Annotated in this window: 13 protein-coding genes; 10 read left to right on the forward strand and 3 right to left on the reverse strand. The window is 68.7% G+C overall.

Annotated features, from left to right (window positions below; all coding sequences use genetic code 11):
* Window positions 1–16 precede the first annotated feature (16 nt).
* The 3 genes from OG394_RS32495 to OG394_RS32505 are packed head-to-tail and all read left to right on the forward strand — an operon-like array spanning window position 17 to window position 3,089.
* The gene (locus tag OG394_RS32495) at window positions 17–523 is read left to right on the forward strand and encodes a PadR family transcriptional regulator (RefSeq protein ID WP_328990985.1); all 507 of its coding nucleotides are present in this window, start codon (window positions 17–19) and stop codon (window positions 521–523) included.
* The gene (locus OG394_RS32500; RefSeq protein WP_328990986.1) at window positions 520–1,227 is read left to right on the forward strand and encodes an ABC transporter ATP-binding protein; all 708 of its coding nucleotides are present in this window, start codon (window positions 520–522) and stop codon (window positions 1,225–1,227) included. The genes OG394_RS32495 and OG394_RS32500 overlap by 4 nt, the downstream gene beginning before the upstream one ends.
* Window positions 1,224–3,089, forward strand: a complete 1,866-nt coding sequence (locus tag OG394_RS32505; RefSeq protein ID WP_328990987.1) for an FtsX-like permease family protein — start codon at window positions 1,224–1,226, stop codon at window positions 3,087–3,089. Before OG394_RS32500 ends, OG394_RS32505 begins: the two co-directional genes overlap by 4 nt.
* On the opposite strand, the gene OG394_RS32510 is transcribed toward OG394_RS32505, so the two are convergent.
* Window positions 3,090–4,544: a hypothetical protein gene (locus OG394_RS32510; RefSeq protein ID WP_328990988.1), complete on the reverse strand. Its 1,455-nt coding sequence runs from the start codon at window positions 4,542–4,544 to the stop codon at window positions 3,090–3,092. It lies immediately after the preceding gene.
* A gap of 200 nt (window positions 4,545–4,744) precedes the next feature.
* Between OG394_RS32510 and OG394_RS32515 the strand changes: the two genes are divergently transcribed.
* From OG394_RS32515 to bioB, 3 genes are all read left to right on the forward strand, one after another.
* Window positions 4,745–6,337, forward strand: coding sequence for a succinic semialdehyde dehydrogenase (locus OG394_RS32515; RefSeq protein WP_328990989.1), 1,593 nt, complete (start codon window positions 4,745–4,747; stop codon window positions 6,335–6,337).
* Window positions 6,334–8,049, forward strand: coding sequence for a GMC family oxidoreductase (locus OG394_RS32520; protein ID WP_328990990.1), 1,716 nt, complete (start codon window positions 6,334–6,336; stop codon window positions 8,047–8,049). Before OG394_RS32515 ends, OG394_RS32520 begins: the two co-directional genes overlap by 4 nt.
* 715 nt (window positions 8,050–8,764) lie before the next feature.
* Window positions 8,765–9,760, forward strand: coding sequence for a biotin synthase BioB (bioB, locus tag OG394_RS32525; RefSeq protein ID WP_328990991.1), 996 nt, complete (start codon window positions 8,765–8,767; stop codon window positions 9,758–9,760).
* Window positions 9,761–9,797: 37 nt separating this feature from the next.
* On the opposite strand, the gene OG394_RS32530 is transcribed toward bioB, so the two are convergent.
* Window positions 9,798–10,991 carry an RNA-guided endonuclease InsQ/TnpB family protein gene (locus tag OG394_RS32530; protein WP_328990992.1) on the reverse strand — a complete coding sequence of 398 codons (1,194 nt, stop codon included), beginning with the start codon at window positions 10,989–10,991 and terminating at the stop codon, window positions 9,798–9,800.
* A gap of 98 nt (window positions 10,992–11,089) precedes the next feature.
* On the opposite strand from OG394_RS32530, the gene bsaP reads away from it, so the two are divergent.
* Entirely contained in the window at window positions 11,090–11,296 is a 207-nt protein-coding gene (gene bsaP, locus OG394_RS32535) for a biotin synthase auxiliary protein BsaP (RefSeq protein WP_328990993.1), read from the forward strand.
* Window positions 11,297–11,346: 50 nt separating this feature from the next.
* Here bsaP and OG394_RS32540 read toward each other — a convergent pair whose 3' ends face one another.
* The gene (locus tag OG394_RS32540) at window positions 11,347–12,783 is read right to left on the reverse strand and encodes a S8 family serine peptidase (protein ID WP_328990994.1); all 1,437 of its coding nucleotides are present in this window, start codon (window positions 12,781–12,783) and stop codon (window positions 11,347–11,349) included.
* Window positions 12,784–12,962: 179 nt separating this feature from the next.
* On the opposite strand from OG394_RS32540, the gene OG394_RS32545 reads away from it, so the two are divergent.
* Genes OG394_RS32545 through bioD form a run of 3 tightly spaced genes read left to right on the forward strand, consistent with a single transcriptional unit; the run spans window position 12,963 to window position 16,050 of the window.
* Complete coding sequence (locus tag OG394_RS32545) at window positions 12,963–14,261, forward strand: adenosylmethionine--8-amino-7-oxononanoate transaminase (protein ID WP_328990995.1); 1,299 nt, start codon at window positions 12,963–12,965, stop codon at window positions 14,259–14,261.
* Window positions 14,261–15,379 (forward strand): 8-amino-7-oxononanoate synthase, encoded by a 1,119-nt coding sequence (locus OG394_RS32550; protein ID WP_328990996.1) that lies wholly within the window; start codon window positions 14,261–14,263, stop codon window positions 15,377–15,379. The genes OG394_RS32545 and OG394_RS32550 overlap by 1 nt, the downstream gene beginning before the upstream one ends.
* Complete coding sequence (gene bioD, locus OG394_RS32555) at window positions 15,376–16,050, forward strand: dethiobiotin synthase (RefSeq protein ID WP_328990997.1); 675 nt, start codon at window positions 15,376–15,378, stop codon at window positions 16,048–16,050. Before OG394_RS32550 ends, bioD begins: the two co-directional genes overlap by 4 nt.
* Window positions 16,051–16,128: the final 78 nt, after the last annotated feature.

A 16,128-nucleotide genomic window follows, 5' to 3' on the forward strand; every position in this document is an offset into this window, starting at 1 on the left:
GTGTATAGTCGCGGTTATGTCAGTCGGACACAGGTTCCTCGGCCTGCTCGAGGCGGCGCCTTCGCATGGCTACACGCTCAAGCAGGAGTACGACGAGAGCTTCGGCCGGAACCAGCCCATGAAGATCGGCCAGGTCTACGCAACCCTCGCGCGGCTGCAACGTGACGGCCTGGTCCAGTTGGCCGGCACCGAGGCGGGCGGTGGGCCAGACCGCAAGGTCTACGCGATCACTCCCGAAGGCGTGACCGAGTTGGAGACCTGGCTGGCGACGCCCGAGGTGGCGCAGGTTCAGCCGGGCGTCCTGTTCGCGAAGGTGGTCGTGGCGCTCAGGTCCGGCCGGTCGGCCGCCGAGGTGCTCGATGCGCAGCGCCGGGTCCACATCGCCCGGATGCGCGAGATCATCGCCGCTAAGGTCGAGGCGGACGAGATCGGCCAACTCGCCGGCGAGTACGAGATCGGCCACCTGCAAGCTGATCTCGACTGGATCGAACGAGCCGGCCATCTGCTCGAGGTCAAGTCATGACGGCCACGGAGACCGGCAATCAGAGCACCCGCGCCGCGGCCTCCGAGGGGGTGGTCGTCGGCGCGGGTCTGACCAAGCGTTTCGGCAGTACGCAGGCGCTCGACGGGGTGTCGATCGCGGTCCGCCCGGCCGAGGTCGTCGCCCTGATGGGCCCGAGTGGTTCTGGCAAGTCGACGTTGCTGCACGTGCTGTCCGGGATCCTCGCGCCCGACAGCGGTTCGGTGCACATCCGCGGCCGCCGGATCGACGACATCACCGAGCGGCGGCGGAGCGCGACCCGGCTGAGCGAGATGGGTTTCGTCTTCCAGTTCGGGGATCTCGTGCCGGAGTTGAGCCTGGTCGAGAACGTTGCCCTGCCACTGTTGCTGACCGGTTCGTCGCGACGCGTCGCGCTAGCCCAGGCCGTAGAACTGCTCGGTGAGCTGGGCATCGCCGAGGTCGCGCACCAGCGTCCGGCTCAGGTCTCGGGCGGCCAGGGCCAGCGGGCCGCGGTCGCCCGGGCGCTCGTGCACCAACCGGCCGTGGTCTTCGCGGACGAACCGACCGGTGCCCTCGACAGCGTCAACGGCGACATCGTCCTGAACGCCCTCCTCACCGCGGCCCGGGGGCGGGGTATCGGCCTACTGCTGGTCACCCACGACGCTCGCGTCGCGGCGCATGCCGATCGAGAATGCGTGCTCCGCGACGGCAGGCTGACCGAATGACGGCCGCGCTCGGCTTGGGCATCCGCCTGGCCTGGGCCAGCAGTCGAAGTCGCGCTCTCGCGATGATCCTGGCCGGGCTCGTCGTCACGTCCGTGTTGTGCTTCCTGATCGGCTTCTCGATCGCGAGCATCGACCCGAATCTCCAGCTCGTTCGGGACAAGGTCCAGCTCCTGATCGTGGTCAGCCTGGTGGTAGTCGTACCGCTGTTGATCCTGCTGTCGACGGCCTCGCGTTTGTCGGCAGGCACCCGCGATCGCCGGTTGGCCTCACTCCGCCTGCTCGGCCTTACCCCGCTGCGAACGCGGTTGGTCTCCGCCACCGAAAGCGCCGTACTCACACTGGTCGGGGCGTTGATCGGCCTGCTGGTCTTCGGTTTGACCGCGCCGCTGGTCGAGGCGGCCGTCCGGGCCCGGGCCGACTGGCTACGGCGGCCGGTCGGCGTACCGCTATGGCTTCAGGTGGCGCTAGCCGTCGCCTTGGTGGCCGTCACCGCGGTCGTGGCGGTGTTGCCGGCGCGGGCCGCGATCCGGCAGCCGTTGGCCGAGAGGCGTGGTGCCGTACGGCGTCCGTCCATCGCTCGGCTGATCCCGGTCATGGCCGGAGTGGCGCTGCTGACCGGCATCGTCCTCGACCCGGCGGCCGAGGACGGCGGTGACGCGGGCATGGGCGCGTTCCTGGTCTTCGCGGCGGCCGCTGCGCTGACCGGTCTGGGCCTGCCGCTCGCAATCCCGGTGCTGGTTCGCCTGGTCGCCGACGGATTAGCCCGTACGTCGCGCCGGGCCGGCCTCCTGCTCGCCGCGCGTCGTCTCCAGTACGAACCGTCATCGACCAGCCGGGTCGTCGCAGGTCTGGTGGCCGCGTTGTTCGTAGTCGCGGGCGGGCGCTGCGTGCTCGGCGCCTGGGAAGCCACCCCGCAGTACGTCGAGGCGGTCAAGGCCACGAGCCAGCCGGAGATCCTGCCGGTCTCGTCGATGAGTGGTGATCCGCGACCGACGGCCGCCAAGGGCATCCAGGCCGTGCCGGGTGCACGGGTCATCGCCGAGCTGAGCATCTTGCACCAGAAGGGATGCCTGAACGGTACGACGGGCTGCATCGAGGCGATTGTCGGCACCTGCGCTGACCTGCGGGTACTCGTCCAAGGCCTAACGGGTTGTGCCGAAAGCCGTCCGGCCTGGGTGATCCCGGCGGCGAAGAAGACCGCGCGTTATCAGCTCGAGCCGCGCTTCGGCCGGCCGATCGTGGTCCCGGCGTCGGCCGACGTCCTTCGCGGAACCCTGCGGAACGACCTCTGGCCCTCGTCGGGACAGCCCGTTCTCTTTGTGCCGCAGGCGATCGCGAAGCTGGCGTTTGCCGAGCAGGTGTACGTCGAACTGCCGCCGGGGACCCGGAGCGCCTTCGTGCAAGCCCTTCCCGCGGGAGCGGTGCTAACCGATTCGTCGCACGCGATGTACGAGGGTGAGATCGCGATGGTGGCCGGTTATCGCGCCATGGTCTGGGCGGTCGGGGGAGCGGCGCTGGCGATCGGGCTGCTGGCATTGCTGATCGGAGCGTTCGACCGGCTGCTGGAACGACGCCGGCAGATCGCGTCTTTGCGTGCCGTCGGTGTACCGGTCGGCACCTTGCGAGCGGGCCAGGTCGGTCAGATGGTGCTGCCGTTGCTGCTCGGCATCCCGCTCGCCGGCGCCCTCGGACTACTCGCGGGCGCGGGCTACCTAGCCTTCGGCGGAGCGATCGACTACCTGCCCTGGCGCTCGGTCGCCCTGCTCACCCTGGCAGGCCTCGGCCTGGCCCTCCTCGCAGGCGCAATAACCCTCCCCGCGATCGCCACCAAGATCACACCCGAATCACTGCGCCGCGAATAACTAGAGGTCGTTGGCTTCTAGTTTGCGGGCGGCGCCGTGGGCGTGTTCGGAGGCGGTGAAGTCGCCGTTGGCGGCGAGTAGGTCCCCGTTGTGGCGGAAGCAGGTGGCGGCGAGGGCGCGGATGGCGTCGTCGCCGCCGGCGAAGGGGATCAGCATGCCGGCGACGGTCGCGGCCGAACCGGCGAGGTCTAGCGCGAACTCCATCGCGCCGGCCTCCTGGTACGCCTTCGAGATGTCGAGTAGCACCTGCGCCCAGGGCGGGCCGAAGCTGCTCAACTCGTACCGCATGTGCTGCGACTGGCGCTCCGACGACAACGCGAACAGGTAGTGCGCCTCGAGCCCGAGCGTGAGCGCCGCCTGGGTGTCCTTCGCGAACAGCGGCCGGACCAGGGCGGCCAGCTCGACCCCGCGCAAGGCGGCCGTTTCCGGATCGCAGCGGCCCGAGACGGTGGCCAGCGTCATCCCCTCGGCGGGTTTGGTCAGCGCGCACAGCCGTCCGTACTCCTCGAACTCGCCGAGGTGCTCGGCCGCGAGATCCAGGGCCGAGGTCAACGTCGGCGGCAACGGCTGGCTGATCTCGGCGACGACCTGATCGGCCATCTCCCGGTCGGTCGCGAACGCCGATTCCAGGCACACCTCGGCCTCGTCCTGCCGGCCCATCTCGGCGAGGTGGCGGCCCTTGCGGGTGAGCATGCCGACGAGCGTGCGCAGATCCGCCGGGGAGTCCGAGTCGGCCAGCGTGTCCGCGGTCGACACCCCGATCTCGTCCGCCTGCAAAGCCACCTCGAACCGGCCGGCCTCGGCGTGGATATCGGCCGCGACCGCGCTCGCCGTACACAGGTAGCGCGCATAACTCGGCGCCTGCGGAGCGTGGTTGATCTGGCCCGCCAACTGCAGGAACAACCGGATCGCGGCGTCCGCGGAGGCCACGGCCAGGTCGGCGTCGCCGTACCGCCGGAGGATCAGTGCGTTCATCGCGAGGACGCGGGCGAAGTCCGGTTGCAGGCTCGACTCGCCGGCCGAAAGCGCGCCATAGGTGATGACGGCGCTGTCGATCTCCAGTACGGCGGTCGCGCCGTACCCGCGATGCGCCTGGGTCATCGCCCGGCGGGCCTGCACATCGGCCAGTTGCGGCGCCACGTCGACCTGACCCGAGGAGGCCAGCTCGATGTAACCGCTCTCGGCGTTGTCGAGGGCGACCAGCGCCTCGTCGTACCGCTCGAGGGCGTTGAGGGAGGCGGCGAGCTCGTAGCTGGTACTGGCCAGCAGGTGTCGCCCGCGGGAGTCGTTCGGGTAGTTGTCGATCAGCTCATACGCGAGCCGGACGGCCTTTTGCTGGTACGGCTCGGCCTCGTCGACACGGCCTTGTTCGACCAGGACCTGCGCCGCCTCGAGCACCTGGGCGACCTCGTCCTCGGCACGGCCAGGCCGCCAGATACCCCCGCTGTCCACCATCGTTTCGATGCCTTTCTCGCCCCACCAGCCGGCGCCTGTTCTGTTAGGTTCGCCGGTGTTCCCTGGACCTCCAGGGCCGCGCGCAAAAGCCTTGCGAAATTGCCTTGTGGCGCACAGATTAGCGGGTGACGCCCCTCACGACACGCAAAGTCAAACGGTGAACTACTGACAGGCGAGTTACCCACAGGTAGCCTGGCGAGATGAGCGAGCAGACTTCGATTCCTGCTGACCCCGAGCTCGACCCGAAGGCGTCGTACGCGACCGATCAGTCGGTCATCCGCCGCCTGGCCGGTCTGTTGCACGCGACCGCCGGCACCCGGACGACGTACGCGCCGGCCACCGGCCAGCCGATCGCCGACCTGCCGATCTCGGACCAGTCCGATGTGCAGGCCGCGAGCCGGTCGGCCCGCAAGGCCCAGCGTGCCTGGAAGGGTACGGCCATCGCCGATCGCGCCGACATCCTGCTGCGCTATCACGACCTGGTGCTGGAGCATCGGCACGAGCTGAGCGACCTGGTGCAGCGCGAGTCCGGCAAGGCCCGGAAGCAGGCCTTCGAGGAGGTCGCGCACGTCGCGCTGACCGCCCGGTACTACGGCCGGAAGGCGGCGGAACTGCTCTCGCCGCAGCGCAAACTCGGCATGTTCCCGGTCCTGACCCGGGCCGAGCAGCGGTTCGTGCCGAAGGGCCTGGTCGGCATCATCTCGCCCTGGAACTACCCGCTCAGCATGGCCGTGGCCGACGGCATCCCCGCGGTGCTCGCGGGGAATGCGGTCGTGCACAAGCCGGACAGCCAGACACCGCTCACCGCCTTGCGCGCGGTCGAGCTGCTCTACGAGGCCGGGCTGCCGCGTGACGTCTGGCAGGTCGTAAACGGCGAAGGTGTGACTGTTGGCAGCGAGATAATCAGGAACAGTGACTACATCTGTTTCACCGGTTCGACCAAGACCGGCCGGATCGTCGCCAAGCAGGCCGGCGAGCGGTTGATCGGCTGCTCGCTCGAGCTCGGCGGCAAGAACCCGATGCTGGTCCTGCGCGACGCCGACGTGCACCGCGCGGCCGAGGGCGCCGTACGGGCCTGCTTCGCCAGCGCCGGCCAGCTCTGCGTCTCGATGGAACGGCTGTACGTCGCCGACCAGGTGTACGACGCGTTCGTCTCCGCCTTTGTCGGCCGGGTGCAAAAGATGCGCCTGTCGGCCGGGACCGGCTGGGACGTCGACATGGGCTCGCTGATCTCGCAGGCCCAGCTCGACACCGTCAGCCGGCACGTCGACGACGCCGTCGCGAAGGGCGCGAAGGTGCTCACCGGCGGCAAGGCGCGACCCGATCTCGGCCCGCTGTTCTATGAGCCGACCGTGCTCGAAGGCGTCACTCCCGAGATGGAGTGCTTCGACAACGAGACGTTCGGCCCGGTCATCTCGCTGTACCGGTTCGCCGACGAGTCCGAGGCGATCCAGCGCGCGAACGAGGGCGAGTACGGCCTGAACGCGAGCGTCTGGACCCGCGACACCCGCCGCGGCCGGATCGTGGCGGGCCAGCTGATCGCCGGCACGGTCAACGTCAACGAGGGCTACGCCGCCACCTTCGGCTCGATCGACACCCCGATGGGCGGCATGCGAGCCTCCGGCCTCGGCCGCCGCCAGGGCACCGAAGGCATCCGCCGGTACGTCGACCCGCAAGCCATCGCGACCCAGCGCCTACTGCCGATCGCCGCCAGCCACGGGCTCAGCGACGAGGCCTACGCGGACCTGATGACGACCGCCCTGAAGATCCTCAAGAAACTGGGACGCGCATGAGCTACGACTACGACGTCCTGGTCATCGGCTCGGGCTTCGGCGGCAGCGTGAGCGCGTTGCGGCTGACCGAGAAGGGGTATCGCGTCGCGGTGCTCGAGGCCGGTGCGCGCTTCGACGACGCCGGGTTCGCGAAGAACTCCTGGGACAAGAAGCGCTTCCTGTTCGCGCCACGGCTCGGGATGTACGGCATCCAGCGGATCTCCGCCCTGCGCGACGTGATCATCCTGTCCGGTGCGGGCGTCGGCGGCGGCAGCCTCGTCTACGCGAACACCCTGTACGAACCGCTGCCCGCGTTCTACGCCGACAAGCAGTGGGCGCACATTACCGACTGGCGGGACGAGCTCGCGCCGTACTACGACCAGGCCAAGCGCATGCTCGGCGTCACGACGTACCCCGGGATGACGCCGGCCGACGAGGTGATGAAGCAGGTCGCCGACGACATGGGCGTGGGGGAGACGTTCCGCCCGACACCGGTCGGCGTCTTCTTCGGCGAACCTGGGGTCGAGGTGGACGACCCGTACTTCGGTGGCGCCGGCCCGCGCCGCAGGGGCTGCATCAACTGTGGCGAGTGCATGACGGGCTGCCGGCACAACGCCAAGAACACCCTGACCAAGAACTATCTCTACCTGGCCGAGAAGGCCGGCGCCGAGGTCTATCCGCTCACCACCGTGACCTCGGTCGAGCCACTGCCAGGCGGCGGCTACGCGATCGACACCCGCCGTACGTCGAACCGCAAGCGGGTGCGGCGGTTCACGGCCCGCCAGGTGATCTTCGCCGCGTCCGCCCTCGGCACGGCCAAGCTGCTGCACCGCCTCCGCGACGAGGGCAAGCTGCCCGCATTGTCGGACCGCCTGGGCGTGCTCACCCGGACGAACTCCGAATCCCTGCTCGGCGTCATCGCGAACGAGAAGGACGTCGACTACACCCGCGGTGTCGCGATCACCTCGTCGTTCCACCCGGACGACATCACCCACATCGAGCCCGTGCGCTACGGCAAGGGCAGTAACGCGATGTCCTTGCTGCAAACGGTTTTGACCGATGGCGACGGGCCGGACCCGCGCTGGCGGGTGTGGGTGCGGGAGATGGTCAAGCAGCGCAAGAGCCTGCGCAAGCTGTACGACCTGAAGCACTGGTCGGAGCGCACGATCATCGCCCTGGTGATGCAGACGGCCGACAACTCGATCACCACGTACGGAAAACGCGACCGGTTCGGGCGGTGGCGGCTCACCTCGAAACAGGGTCATGGCGCGCCGAACCCGTCGTGGATCCCGGTCGCGAACGAGGTCGTCCGCCGGATGGCCAAACTGATGAACGGCACCCCGGGTGGGACCATCGGCGAACCCTTCAACGTGCCGATGACCGCGCACTTCATCGGCGGCTGCGCCATCGGCGACTCGGCCGAGACCGGCGTGGTCGATCCGTACCAGCGGGTTTACGGCTACGAGGGCCTGCACATCATGGACGGCTCCACGATTTCCGCCAACCTCGGCGTCAACCCGTCCCTGACGATCACCGCTCAGGCGGAACGGGCGATGTCGTTCTGGCCGAACAAGGGTGACGAAGACCACCGCCCGGCGCTCGGTACGGCGTACGAGCGAGTGAAACCCATCACGCCCGCCAAGCCGGTGGTGCCGGCCACGGCACCCGCCGCGCTCCGTTTGCCCATCGTCGAGATCCGTACGACGCCCGCCGAGGCCGAGGTAACTCAATAGCCCGGCTGGGATAGGGGCCTCTGGCAACGGTGTGTGATTGACTAATTGAGACATGGTTGTAACGGAGAGTTCGTGTCGGAATGCCCCTATTCGGGCCGATCGGGCCTTTGTGGGGAATCCCGGCGCATTCTTTAAAGAGCCTCCAGAATTGATGCGGAGGCAGCGGGCCGGGATGACCAGCCTGGAAAGGCCGCGGGAGTCTTGCGCGTTACCCGGGCAGACCCCGGCAGCGTGGCGAGGCGCGAATACTGCGCGAAACCCGCCTGAACCGCTCAGGTCGGCGCAGGAGGAGGCCCGTCGCACCGCTCAAACCGCTGGAATGCGGGAGCAAAGGTGCCGGAAAAGGGAATGAGCCCCTCGGGAACGTTTCCGCCCAAATCGTTTCCCGAGGGGCCCACTCAAGCCGGGGTGAGGCGCCCGGCGTCTGGAATCGGGTCGCCAACCATGGCCAGCGACCCGAGCTCTCTATTACTCACTGTACAGCGCGGAGCAACCGCGTTGGAGTGTTTCGACCTCCTGACGCATCTGTTGCTCCTTGTCACTGTCTGGCGACTACCGGTAGTAACCGCCTCTGCACACATCAACGAGAGGGAATCGAGGGGGTTACGAGTTTCCAGAAAAAAGATCCAGAAAAATTTTCGCGGCGCCCATCGCTTACTGTGGGCCGACCGTTCGAGCAGGCCGTGAGGCGGCCGCTGAGCACGCAGGGAGAGCCATGAGCGAGATCCTCGTCAAAGCGCGCGAGCAGGTTCTGGAGCGGGGCGAGGGCCTCAGCGAGTCAGACCTGATCGAGGTGCTGAAGTTGCCCGACGCATCGATCGACGAGTTGCTGGCGCTCGCCCATCAGGTCCGGGTGAAGTGGTGCGGTGAAGAGGTCGAGGTCGAGGGCATCATCAGCCTGAAGACCGGCGGCTGCCCGGAGGACTGCCACTTCTGTTCCCAGTCCGGCCAGTTCACCTCGCCGGTGCGGGCCGTCTGGCTGAACATCCCCGAGCTGGTCGAGGCCGCCAAGGAGACCGCCAAGACCGGCGCGACCGAGTTCTGCATCGTCGCCGCCGTCCGCGGTCCCGACGACCGCCTGATGTCGCAGGTCAAGGCGGGCATCGAGGCGATCCAGGCTGAAGTCGAGATCAACATCGCCTGCTCGCTCGGCATGCTGACCCAGGAGCAGGTCGACGAGCTGGCCGCCATGGGCGTCCACCGGTACAACCACAACCTCGAGTCCGCCCGCTCCTACTTCGGCGACGTCGTCACCACGCACTCCTTCGAGGAGCGCTGGGAGACCTGCCAGATGGTCAAGGACGCCGGTATGGAGCTGTGCTGCGGCGGCCTGGTCGGGATGGGCGAGACGCTGGAGCAGCGCGCCGAGCTGGCCGCGCAGCTCGCCGAGCTCGAGCCGCACGAGGTCCCGCTGAACTTCCTCAACCCGCGTCCGGGCACGCCGTTCGGCGATATGGAGATCATGGACGGCAAGGACGCGCTGCGCACGATCGCGGCGTTCCGCCTGGCGATGCCGAAGACCATCCTGCGGTACGCCGGTGGGCGTGAGCTGACCCTCGGCGACCTCGGCACCCGCGAGGGCCTGCTCGGCGGCATCAACGCCGTCATCGTCGGCAACTACCTGACCACGCTGGGCCGCCCGGCCACGGCGGACCTCGACCTCCTGGCCGACCTCAAGATGCCGGTCAAGGAACTCCAGAAGACACTTTGACGTCCTCCCCCGCCTGGAGGTGGGGGATTCCAACCCGCTACGTGGAGGTAGCGAGATGAGGTTCACGCTTCAACGGCACAGACCTCGTGCCTCGGCGTGCGGTCACGGCCCGTCCGGCCGCGATATTCCTAGCTGCATTCACATCAGCATGTGCGGTATGCCCGCAGGCGAGGCATCGGAAGGCCGCTTGGTTCTCGCGGTTCTCCGACGCGCAATGCCCGCACGCCGCGCACGTCTGACTCGTGTAGGCCGGGTTGACCCGCTCGACCCGGCCGGGTGCTTTTTGCTCCAGGCGGGTGACGAGCAGTCCCCAGCCGTTAGCGAGGATGCCCCGGTTCAACCCGGCCTTCTGCCGCACGTTCCGGCCCGGCTTCTCGACGGTGCCGCGGGCCGAGCGGGTCATGTTGCGGATCTTGAGGGCTTCGACCCGGATCAGGTCGAACCGACGGGCGATGTCGGTGGAGATCTTCTCGACCCAGTCCTTGCGTCGGTCGGTTTCGCGGGCCCTGAGTCGGGCGATGGCGGTTTTGACCCGGGTACGTCGGTTCGACCCGCGTCGGCACCGCGCGAGCTGCTGTTGCAGCCGCTTCAGCCGGGTCTTTTCGGTGCCGCGCAGTCCGGGGCATGCGAGCAGTTCACCGGTGGACAGTGCTGCCGACACGGCAACACCGCGGTCAATCCCGACCATTTCCCCGGTGCCGGTGCCGGTGCCGGTGCCGGGGGCGGGGATCGGGTCGGGGATGGCAGCGAAGGCGATGTGCCACCGCCCTGCCGAGTCGCGATTGATCCGGTACGACTTCGCACCCGGCACCTGCCGCGACCAGCGGAACTTGATCCAACCGGCTTTCGGCACCCACACTCGGCCCCACCTGCGGTTGAGCCGCTCGATCCGCTGGGCCTGTGGCCCGACGATCCGGAACCCCTCGTGCTGCCCTTCCTTCCGCCAGCTCGGTCGGGAGTGGATACCGCCCCAGAAGTTCCGCCAGGCTTGGTCGAGGTCGCGCAGTGCTTGCTGTTGCACCGTCTGCGACCCGGCCGCCAACCAGGGTTCCGCCGCGCGGGCTTCGGTCAACTGCGTGCACTGGGCCAGGTAGCCGGGGGTGGGTGGCCGTCCGGGTCGCCACATCAGCCGTTGTTCGAGACCCAGGTTCCACACGTACCGGGCGTGGCCGCAGTGCCCCCGCAGCGCAGTCTCCTGGGCTGGGGTTGGGACAAGCCGGTACCTGGACACAACACCAATGGTGGCGCCCGCCACCGACACTTTCCTGAAGGGAGGGAGCGGCGTTTCCTCCTCTGCCTGAAGACAGAGGTTTCCACGCCGCGTACGCGATGAAAACACTGCGCACGATGCTCTATTGCGGTCATTGCGGCGGGCCCACGGCCGAAGGCAATCACGAGGCGTGCGCCCAGGCGCTCGCGATGGAGCCGCCGCGTTACTGCGGCGAGTGCCGGCGGCGGATGGTCGTCCAGGTGCATCCGATGGGCTGGTCCGCCCGCTGTTCCCAGCACGGCGACCTCTCGTCGGATCAGGGTTGACCAGCCCGGCAGCGCCTCCTTCCCGGCAGGCGCTGCCGACTGATCAGGCCTCAGCGAACGGCGTCCGACGCGGCGACCACGTCGACCAGGCCGTGGCCCTTGTCGTACGAGGTGCTGCCGCCGCGCGGATCCGGCTGGTACGGCGCTCCGTTGGTGAACTGGTGTGCGGTCGAGACCAGGGCCGTCTCGACCTGGGCCGGAGTGGCCGAGGGGTTCGCCTGGAACAACTGGGCGACGATCCCGGCGATATGCGGCGCGGCCATCGACGTACCGCTGATGGTGTTGTAGTCGCCGAGCTCGAGCGGAGCCAGCCCGGTAGTGCAGACCGGCAGGTAGATCCGGCACGACGAGGTGATGTCCTCACCGGGCGCGGCCAGGTCCGGGTAGGTGCCGACGCTGCCGTTCTTGCCGCGCGAGGAGAACGACGAGACCTGGCCGTCGCGGGTGCCGGTGGCCTGGTCGTAGTACGACGCGACGGACAGGATGCCGCCGGTCGGGTCCTGCCCGGACGGGTTGGTCAGCGCGGTGCTGCCGTCGCCGCCGTCGTTACCGGCGGCCCAGACGGTCACGACGCCTTCGGCCGCGAGCGCGCGCTGGAGTTTGACGGTGGCGGAGTTCGGGTCGAAGGCGCCGCCGCCCACCGGGCCGTACGAGTTGTTCGTCACCTTGATCGGCGGGCACTTGCTCGCGGGCACGCCGGTGCCACAGGGTGCGGCATGGTTCTCGAGCACCCAGTTGAGCGCGGCGTCGGCGCCGACGATCAGCAGCACGGCGCCGACCGAGATCGAGACGAGCGAGGCGCCGGGGGCGGCACCCTGCAGCTTGGTCCCGTCGGACAGCGTCACGTTGCGGCCGGCCACGATGCCGTTCACGTGGGTGCCGTGACCGCCGACCGCGAGCAGGTCGGTATCGACCGCGCCCGCGTCCAGCGGCAGGCAGGTCGCCTCGGTCAACGGGTCGCAGACGATCTTGAGGTTCCGCACCACTGCCGAACTGCCGTCGGCATTGCGGAAGAACGGGTGACCCGGGTCGACCCCGCTGTCGATCACCGCGACGCCGACACCACGCCCGTCGAGGGCCTTGCCGTCGGCGCCGGTACGAGTCGCGATCGCCTCCTTGCCACGGGTGGCCTGGTGCGACGTACCGAGGTGGATGTCGATCGGCTGGTTGCCTTCGAGATAGGTCACACCAGGTTGGTTGCGAGCGGCAAGGATCTGCGAACGGCTGCCTTCAGCAACGGCCACGCCGATCTTGGCGTACGTCGACAGCAGGCGCAGGCCGCTTGCCTTGACGGCGTTCCGGGCTGCGGCAAGGTCGTTGCCATGGACAAGGACCGTGGTCCGCGGAGTCAGCAGGGACGGTTTGCTCAGCTGGGCGGCGAGCCAGGGCTGGATCGGCGCCGGAGTTGTTGCCACGGCCTGGTTCGGGGCGACGAGCGCTGCCGTCAACAGGGCCGTGATGGCTACCGCAGAAAGGGTTTTCCGCATGATTGGAACTCCTCACAGTGGCGGCGGCTCGCTCTCTTGGGCGTGGTACCGAGCGGGGTTGAGGGCGAAAAGCTACGAGCCGGTAACTGGACAGTAAATGCGTCGGCCGGGGTTGAAAAGAGGAAGAACGAGATGATCTGGTGCAGGAGCGGTGACCGCACGGCGCTGGAGCTGACGCGATGAACGAATTACTGCGGCAGGACGCGGAATTGCTCTGGCATCCCTATTCGTCACTGAGCGAACCGGCTCCGATGCGCTTGGTGAAGGGCGCGGACGGCGTCCGGCTGCGGCTTGAGGATGAAACGGGCAGTGTGAGTGACGCGATCGACGCGATGTCGTCGTGGTGGTGCATGATCCACGGCTACCGCAACCCGGTGCTCGATGCGGCTCTGAGCGACCAGATCGACTCGTTCAGCCATGTGATGTTCGGCGGGCTGACGCACGAGCCGGCGGTCCGGCTGGCCGAGCGGCTGGTCGAGATCACGCCGGCGCCGCTGCGGCACGTCTTCTTCTGCGACTCGGGCTCGGTCTCGATCGAGGTCGCGATCAAACTCGCCCTGCAGTACCAGGTGGCTCGCGGTCACCAGGGGCGGACCGGGCTGCTGACCGTGCGCGGCGGGTATCACGGTGACACCTTCGCGCCGATGAGCGTCTGCGATCCGGTGAACGGGATGCACTCGCTGTTCACGGGTGCGCTCAAGGAGCAGATCTTCGGCCCGAAACCGCCCGCCGGGTTCGACGGCGAGCCGGCCGCGATCGAGGCCTGGGCGAACGAGATGAGCGAGCTCGCCGCGCGCCATGCCGGCGAGATCGCCGCGATCGTGGTCGAGCCGGTCCTGCAGGGGGCCGGCGGGATGTACGCCTACAGCCCGATCTGCCTTCGCATCCTGCGGGATCTCGCCGACGAGCACGGATTCCTGCTCATCCTGGACGAGATCGCGACCGGTTTCGGCCGGACCGGCACGATGTTCGCCTCGGAGCACGCCGGGATCGACCCGGACATCCTCTGCGTGGGCAAGGCGCTGACCGGCGGTTACCTTTCGCTCGCGGCGATGTTGTGTACGTCGGACGTGGCGCACACCGTGTCCAGTGGTCCCGGCGGAGCGTTGATGCACGGTCCGACCTTCATGGCGAACCCGCTCGCGTGCGCGGTCGCGTTGGCGAGCATCGACCTGCTGCTGGCCGACGACTGGCAGAGCACGGTCTCGCGGATCTCCACCGGCTTGAGCAAGGGCCTCGCGGGAGCCGTCGGTCTGCCCGGCGTACGCGACGTACGAGTGCTCGGCGCGGTCGGCGTGGTCCAGCTCGATCGGCCCGTCGACGTACCGCGGATGACCGAGGCCGTGCTGAGCCGGGGCGTTTGGGTCCGGCCGTTCCGGGACCTCGTCTACACCATGCCGCCGTACATCTGCACTGATGCGGAGATCGCGACCATTGGCCAGGCCATCACCGAGGCTGTCGCTTTGGGGGGCCAGTGATGGGGCTGGCGGATTGGCTCGAGCCGAAGGCGGCCGCGTTGGAGTCACGCGGGCTGACCCGGCGATTGCGCCCGCGCGCGGCGGGGGAGGACCTGATCGACCTCGCCGGGAACGACTACCTGGGCCTCGCGATAGACCCGCGCGTGATCGAGGCAGCCGTCGACGCCGTACGGACCTGGGGCACGGGCGCGACCGCCTCCCGCCTCGTCACCGGTACGACGGAACTCCACGCCTCGCTCGAACAGGCCCTCGCGACGTACGCCGGTCAGCAGGCGGGCCTCGTTTTCTCGTCCGGGTATCTCGCGAACGTCGGCGTGGTGACGGCCCTCGGTGGTCCCGGCACCCTGCTGGTCTCGGACGAACACGTGCACGCGTCGATCGTGGACGCGACCCGGCTGGCCCGTTCGCGCGTCGAAGTGGTGCCGCACAACGACGTTGACGCGGTCACGAAAGTCCTTGCCGAGCGCAACGAACCACGCGCGCTGGTATTGACCGAGTCGGTGTTCAGCGTGCTCGGAGATGCCGCGCCCCTGACGTCATTGGCCGCGACGGCGTTGGCCCATGACGCCGTACTGCTGGTGGACGAGGCTCACGGAATAGGTGTCACAGGCAACGGTCGTGGGTCCGTCGCGGCTGCGGGATTGGCCGGTGCGGAGCATGTGCTGGTGACGATGACGTTGTCGAAAGCCCTTGCCAGCCAAGGCGGTGCCGTTCTCGGACCGGCCGTATTGCGGGAGCACCTGGTGAACCGGGCGAGGTCGTTCATCTTCGATACCGGGTTGGCGCCGGCCGCTTGTGCCGCCGCCCTTGCCGCGCTCGACGTACTGCGTTCCGAGCCTCACCGCCCGGACGCGATTCATACGACCGCTGCCCGGTTGGCCGAGGCGGCTGGGGTTTCCGAGGCGGCCGGCGCGGTGGTGTCGGTGCCGATGGCTGGGCCGCGCGAGGCGGTTGCGGCGGCGGAGCGCTGCTTGGCCGAGGGGGTTCGGGTTGGTACGTTCCGCCCGCCGTCGGTGCCGGACGGCATCAGCCGCCTGCGCCTGACCGCGCGGGCCGGGCTATCCCCTGCGCAGCTCGACCACGCTTGCGCTGTGATCAAAGGAGTGATGGCGGGATGAGCGTGCTGCTCGTGACCGGGACGGACACCGGTGTCGGCAAGACCGTGGTCACCGCGGCCCTCGCGGCTTACCTGTCGCGCGGGACGACCATCGTCGTCAGCAAGCCCCTGCAGACCGGGGTAGACGCGGTCGAACCGGGCGACGCCGATGAGGTGCGGCGCCTCGCGGGCGTCGAGGTGCACGAAGGGGTACGACTGCGCGACGCGTTGGCGCCGACCACGGCAGCGCGACGCGCTGGGGTCGACCTGCCGTCGGTCAAGGAGCAGGCGGCCGCGATCGAGGCCCTTCGCCCACCGTCCGGCTGGACCTTGGTCGAAGGCGCGGGCGGTCTGCTCGTCGGCCTCGATGGCGAAGGCCGGAACCTTGCCGATCTCGCGACCCACCTGCCGCACAGTGCCTTCGTGGTGGTCGTCCGGGCCGGCCTCGGCACGCTGAACCACACCCTGCTCACGGTCGAGGCCCTCCGCGCCCGCAAGTTGCCCATCGCCGGACTGGTCGTCGGTGCCTGGCCGGAACACCCCGACCTGGCCGACCGCTGCAACCTCGAGGAACTCCCGGACCTCGCCGGTCTTCCGCTGCTCGGCAAGATCCCCGCGAACGCCGCCGCCCTACCGCCGGAGGTCTTCCGCGCGCAAGCCCAAACCTGGTTCACCTTCCCGCGCTTCTCCTAGCCGCGGCCGGACCGCCAGGTCCACACGGTGGCGCGAAACAGGCCGAACGGGGACGAAATCGGTCGCCGTGTGGACCTG

This window comes from Kribbella sp. NBC_01245, from assembly GCF_036226525.1.
Taxonomy (GTDB): domain Bacteria; phylum Actinomycetota; class Actinomycetes; order Propionibacteriales; family Kribbellaceae; genus Kribbella.

Excerpts from the sequence above, each read along its gene's own strand:
- OG394_RS32520 (WP_328990990.1), top strand. The coding sequence starts at position 6,334 with ATGAGCTACGACTACGACGTCCTGGTCATCGGCTCGGGCTTCGGCGGC.
- OG394_RS32550 (WP_328990996.1), top strand. The coding sequence starts at position 14,261 with ATGGGGCTGGCGGATTGGCTCGAGCCGAAGGCGGCCGCGTTGGAGTCA.
- OG394_RS32495 (WP_328990985.1), top strand. The coding sequence starts at position 17 with ATGTCAGTCGGACACAGGTTCCTCGGCCTGCTCGAGGCGGCGCCTTCG.
- OG394_RS32540 (WP_328990994.1), bottom strand. The coding sequence starts at position 12,783 with ATGCGGAAAACCCTTTCTGCGGTAGCCATCACGGCCCTGTTGACGGCA.
- bioB (WP_328990991.1), top strand. The coding sequence starts at position 8,765 with ATGAGCGAGATCCTCGTCAAAGCGCGCGAGCAGGTTCTGGAGCGGGGC.
- OG394_RS32500 (WP_328990986.1), top strand. The coding sequence starts at position 520 with ATGACGGCCACGGAGACCGGCAATCAGAGCACCCGCGCCGCGGCCTCC.
- OG394_RS32510 (WP_328990988.1), bottom strand. The coding sequence starts at position 4,544 with ATGGTGGACAGCGGGGGTATCTGGCGGCCTGGCCGTGCCGAGGACGAG.
- bsaP (WP_328990993.1), top strand. The coding sequence starts at position 11,090 with ATGAAAACACTGCGCACGATGCTCTATTGCGGTCATTGCGGCGGGCCC.
- OG394_RS32545 (WP_328990995.1), top strand. The coding sequence starts at position 12,963 with ATGAACGAATTACTGCGGCAGGACGCGGAATTGCTCTGGCATCCCTAT.
- OG394_RS32515 (WP_328990989.1), top strand. The coding sequence starts at position 4,745 with ATGAGCGAGCAGACTTCGATTCCTGCTGACCCCGAGCTCGACCCGAAG.
- OG394_RS32505 (WP_328990987.1), top strand. The coding sequence starts at position 1,224 with ATGACGGCCGCGCTCGGCTTGGGCATCCGCCTGGCCTGGGCCAGCAGT.
- bioD (WP_328990997.1), top strand. The coding sequence starts at position 15,376 with ATGAGCGTGCTGCTCGTGACCGGGACGGACACCGGTGTCGGCAAGACC.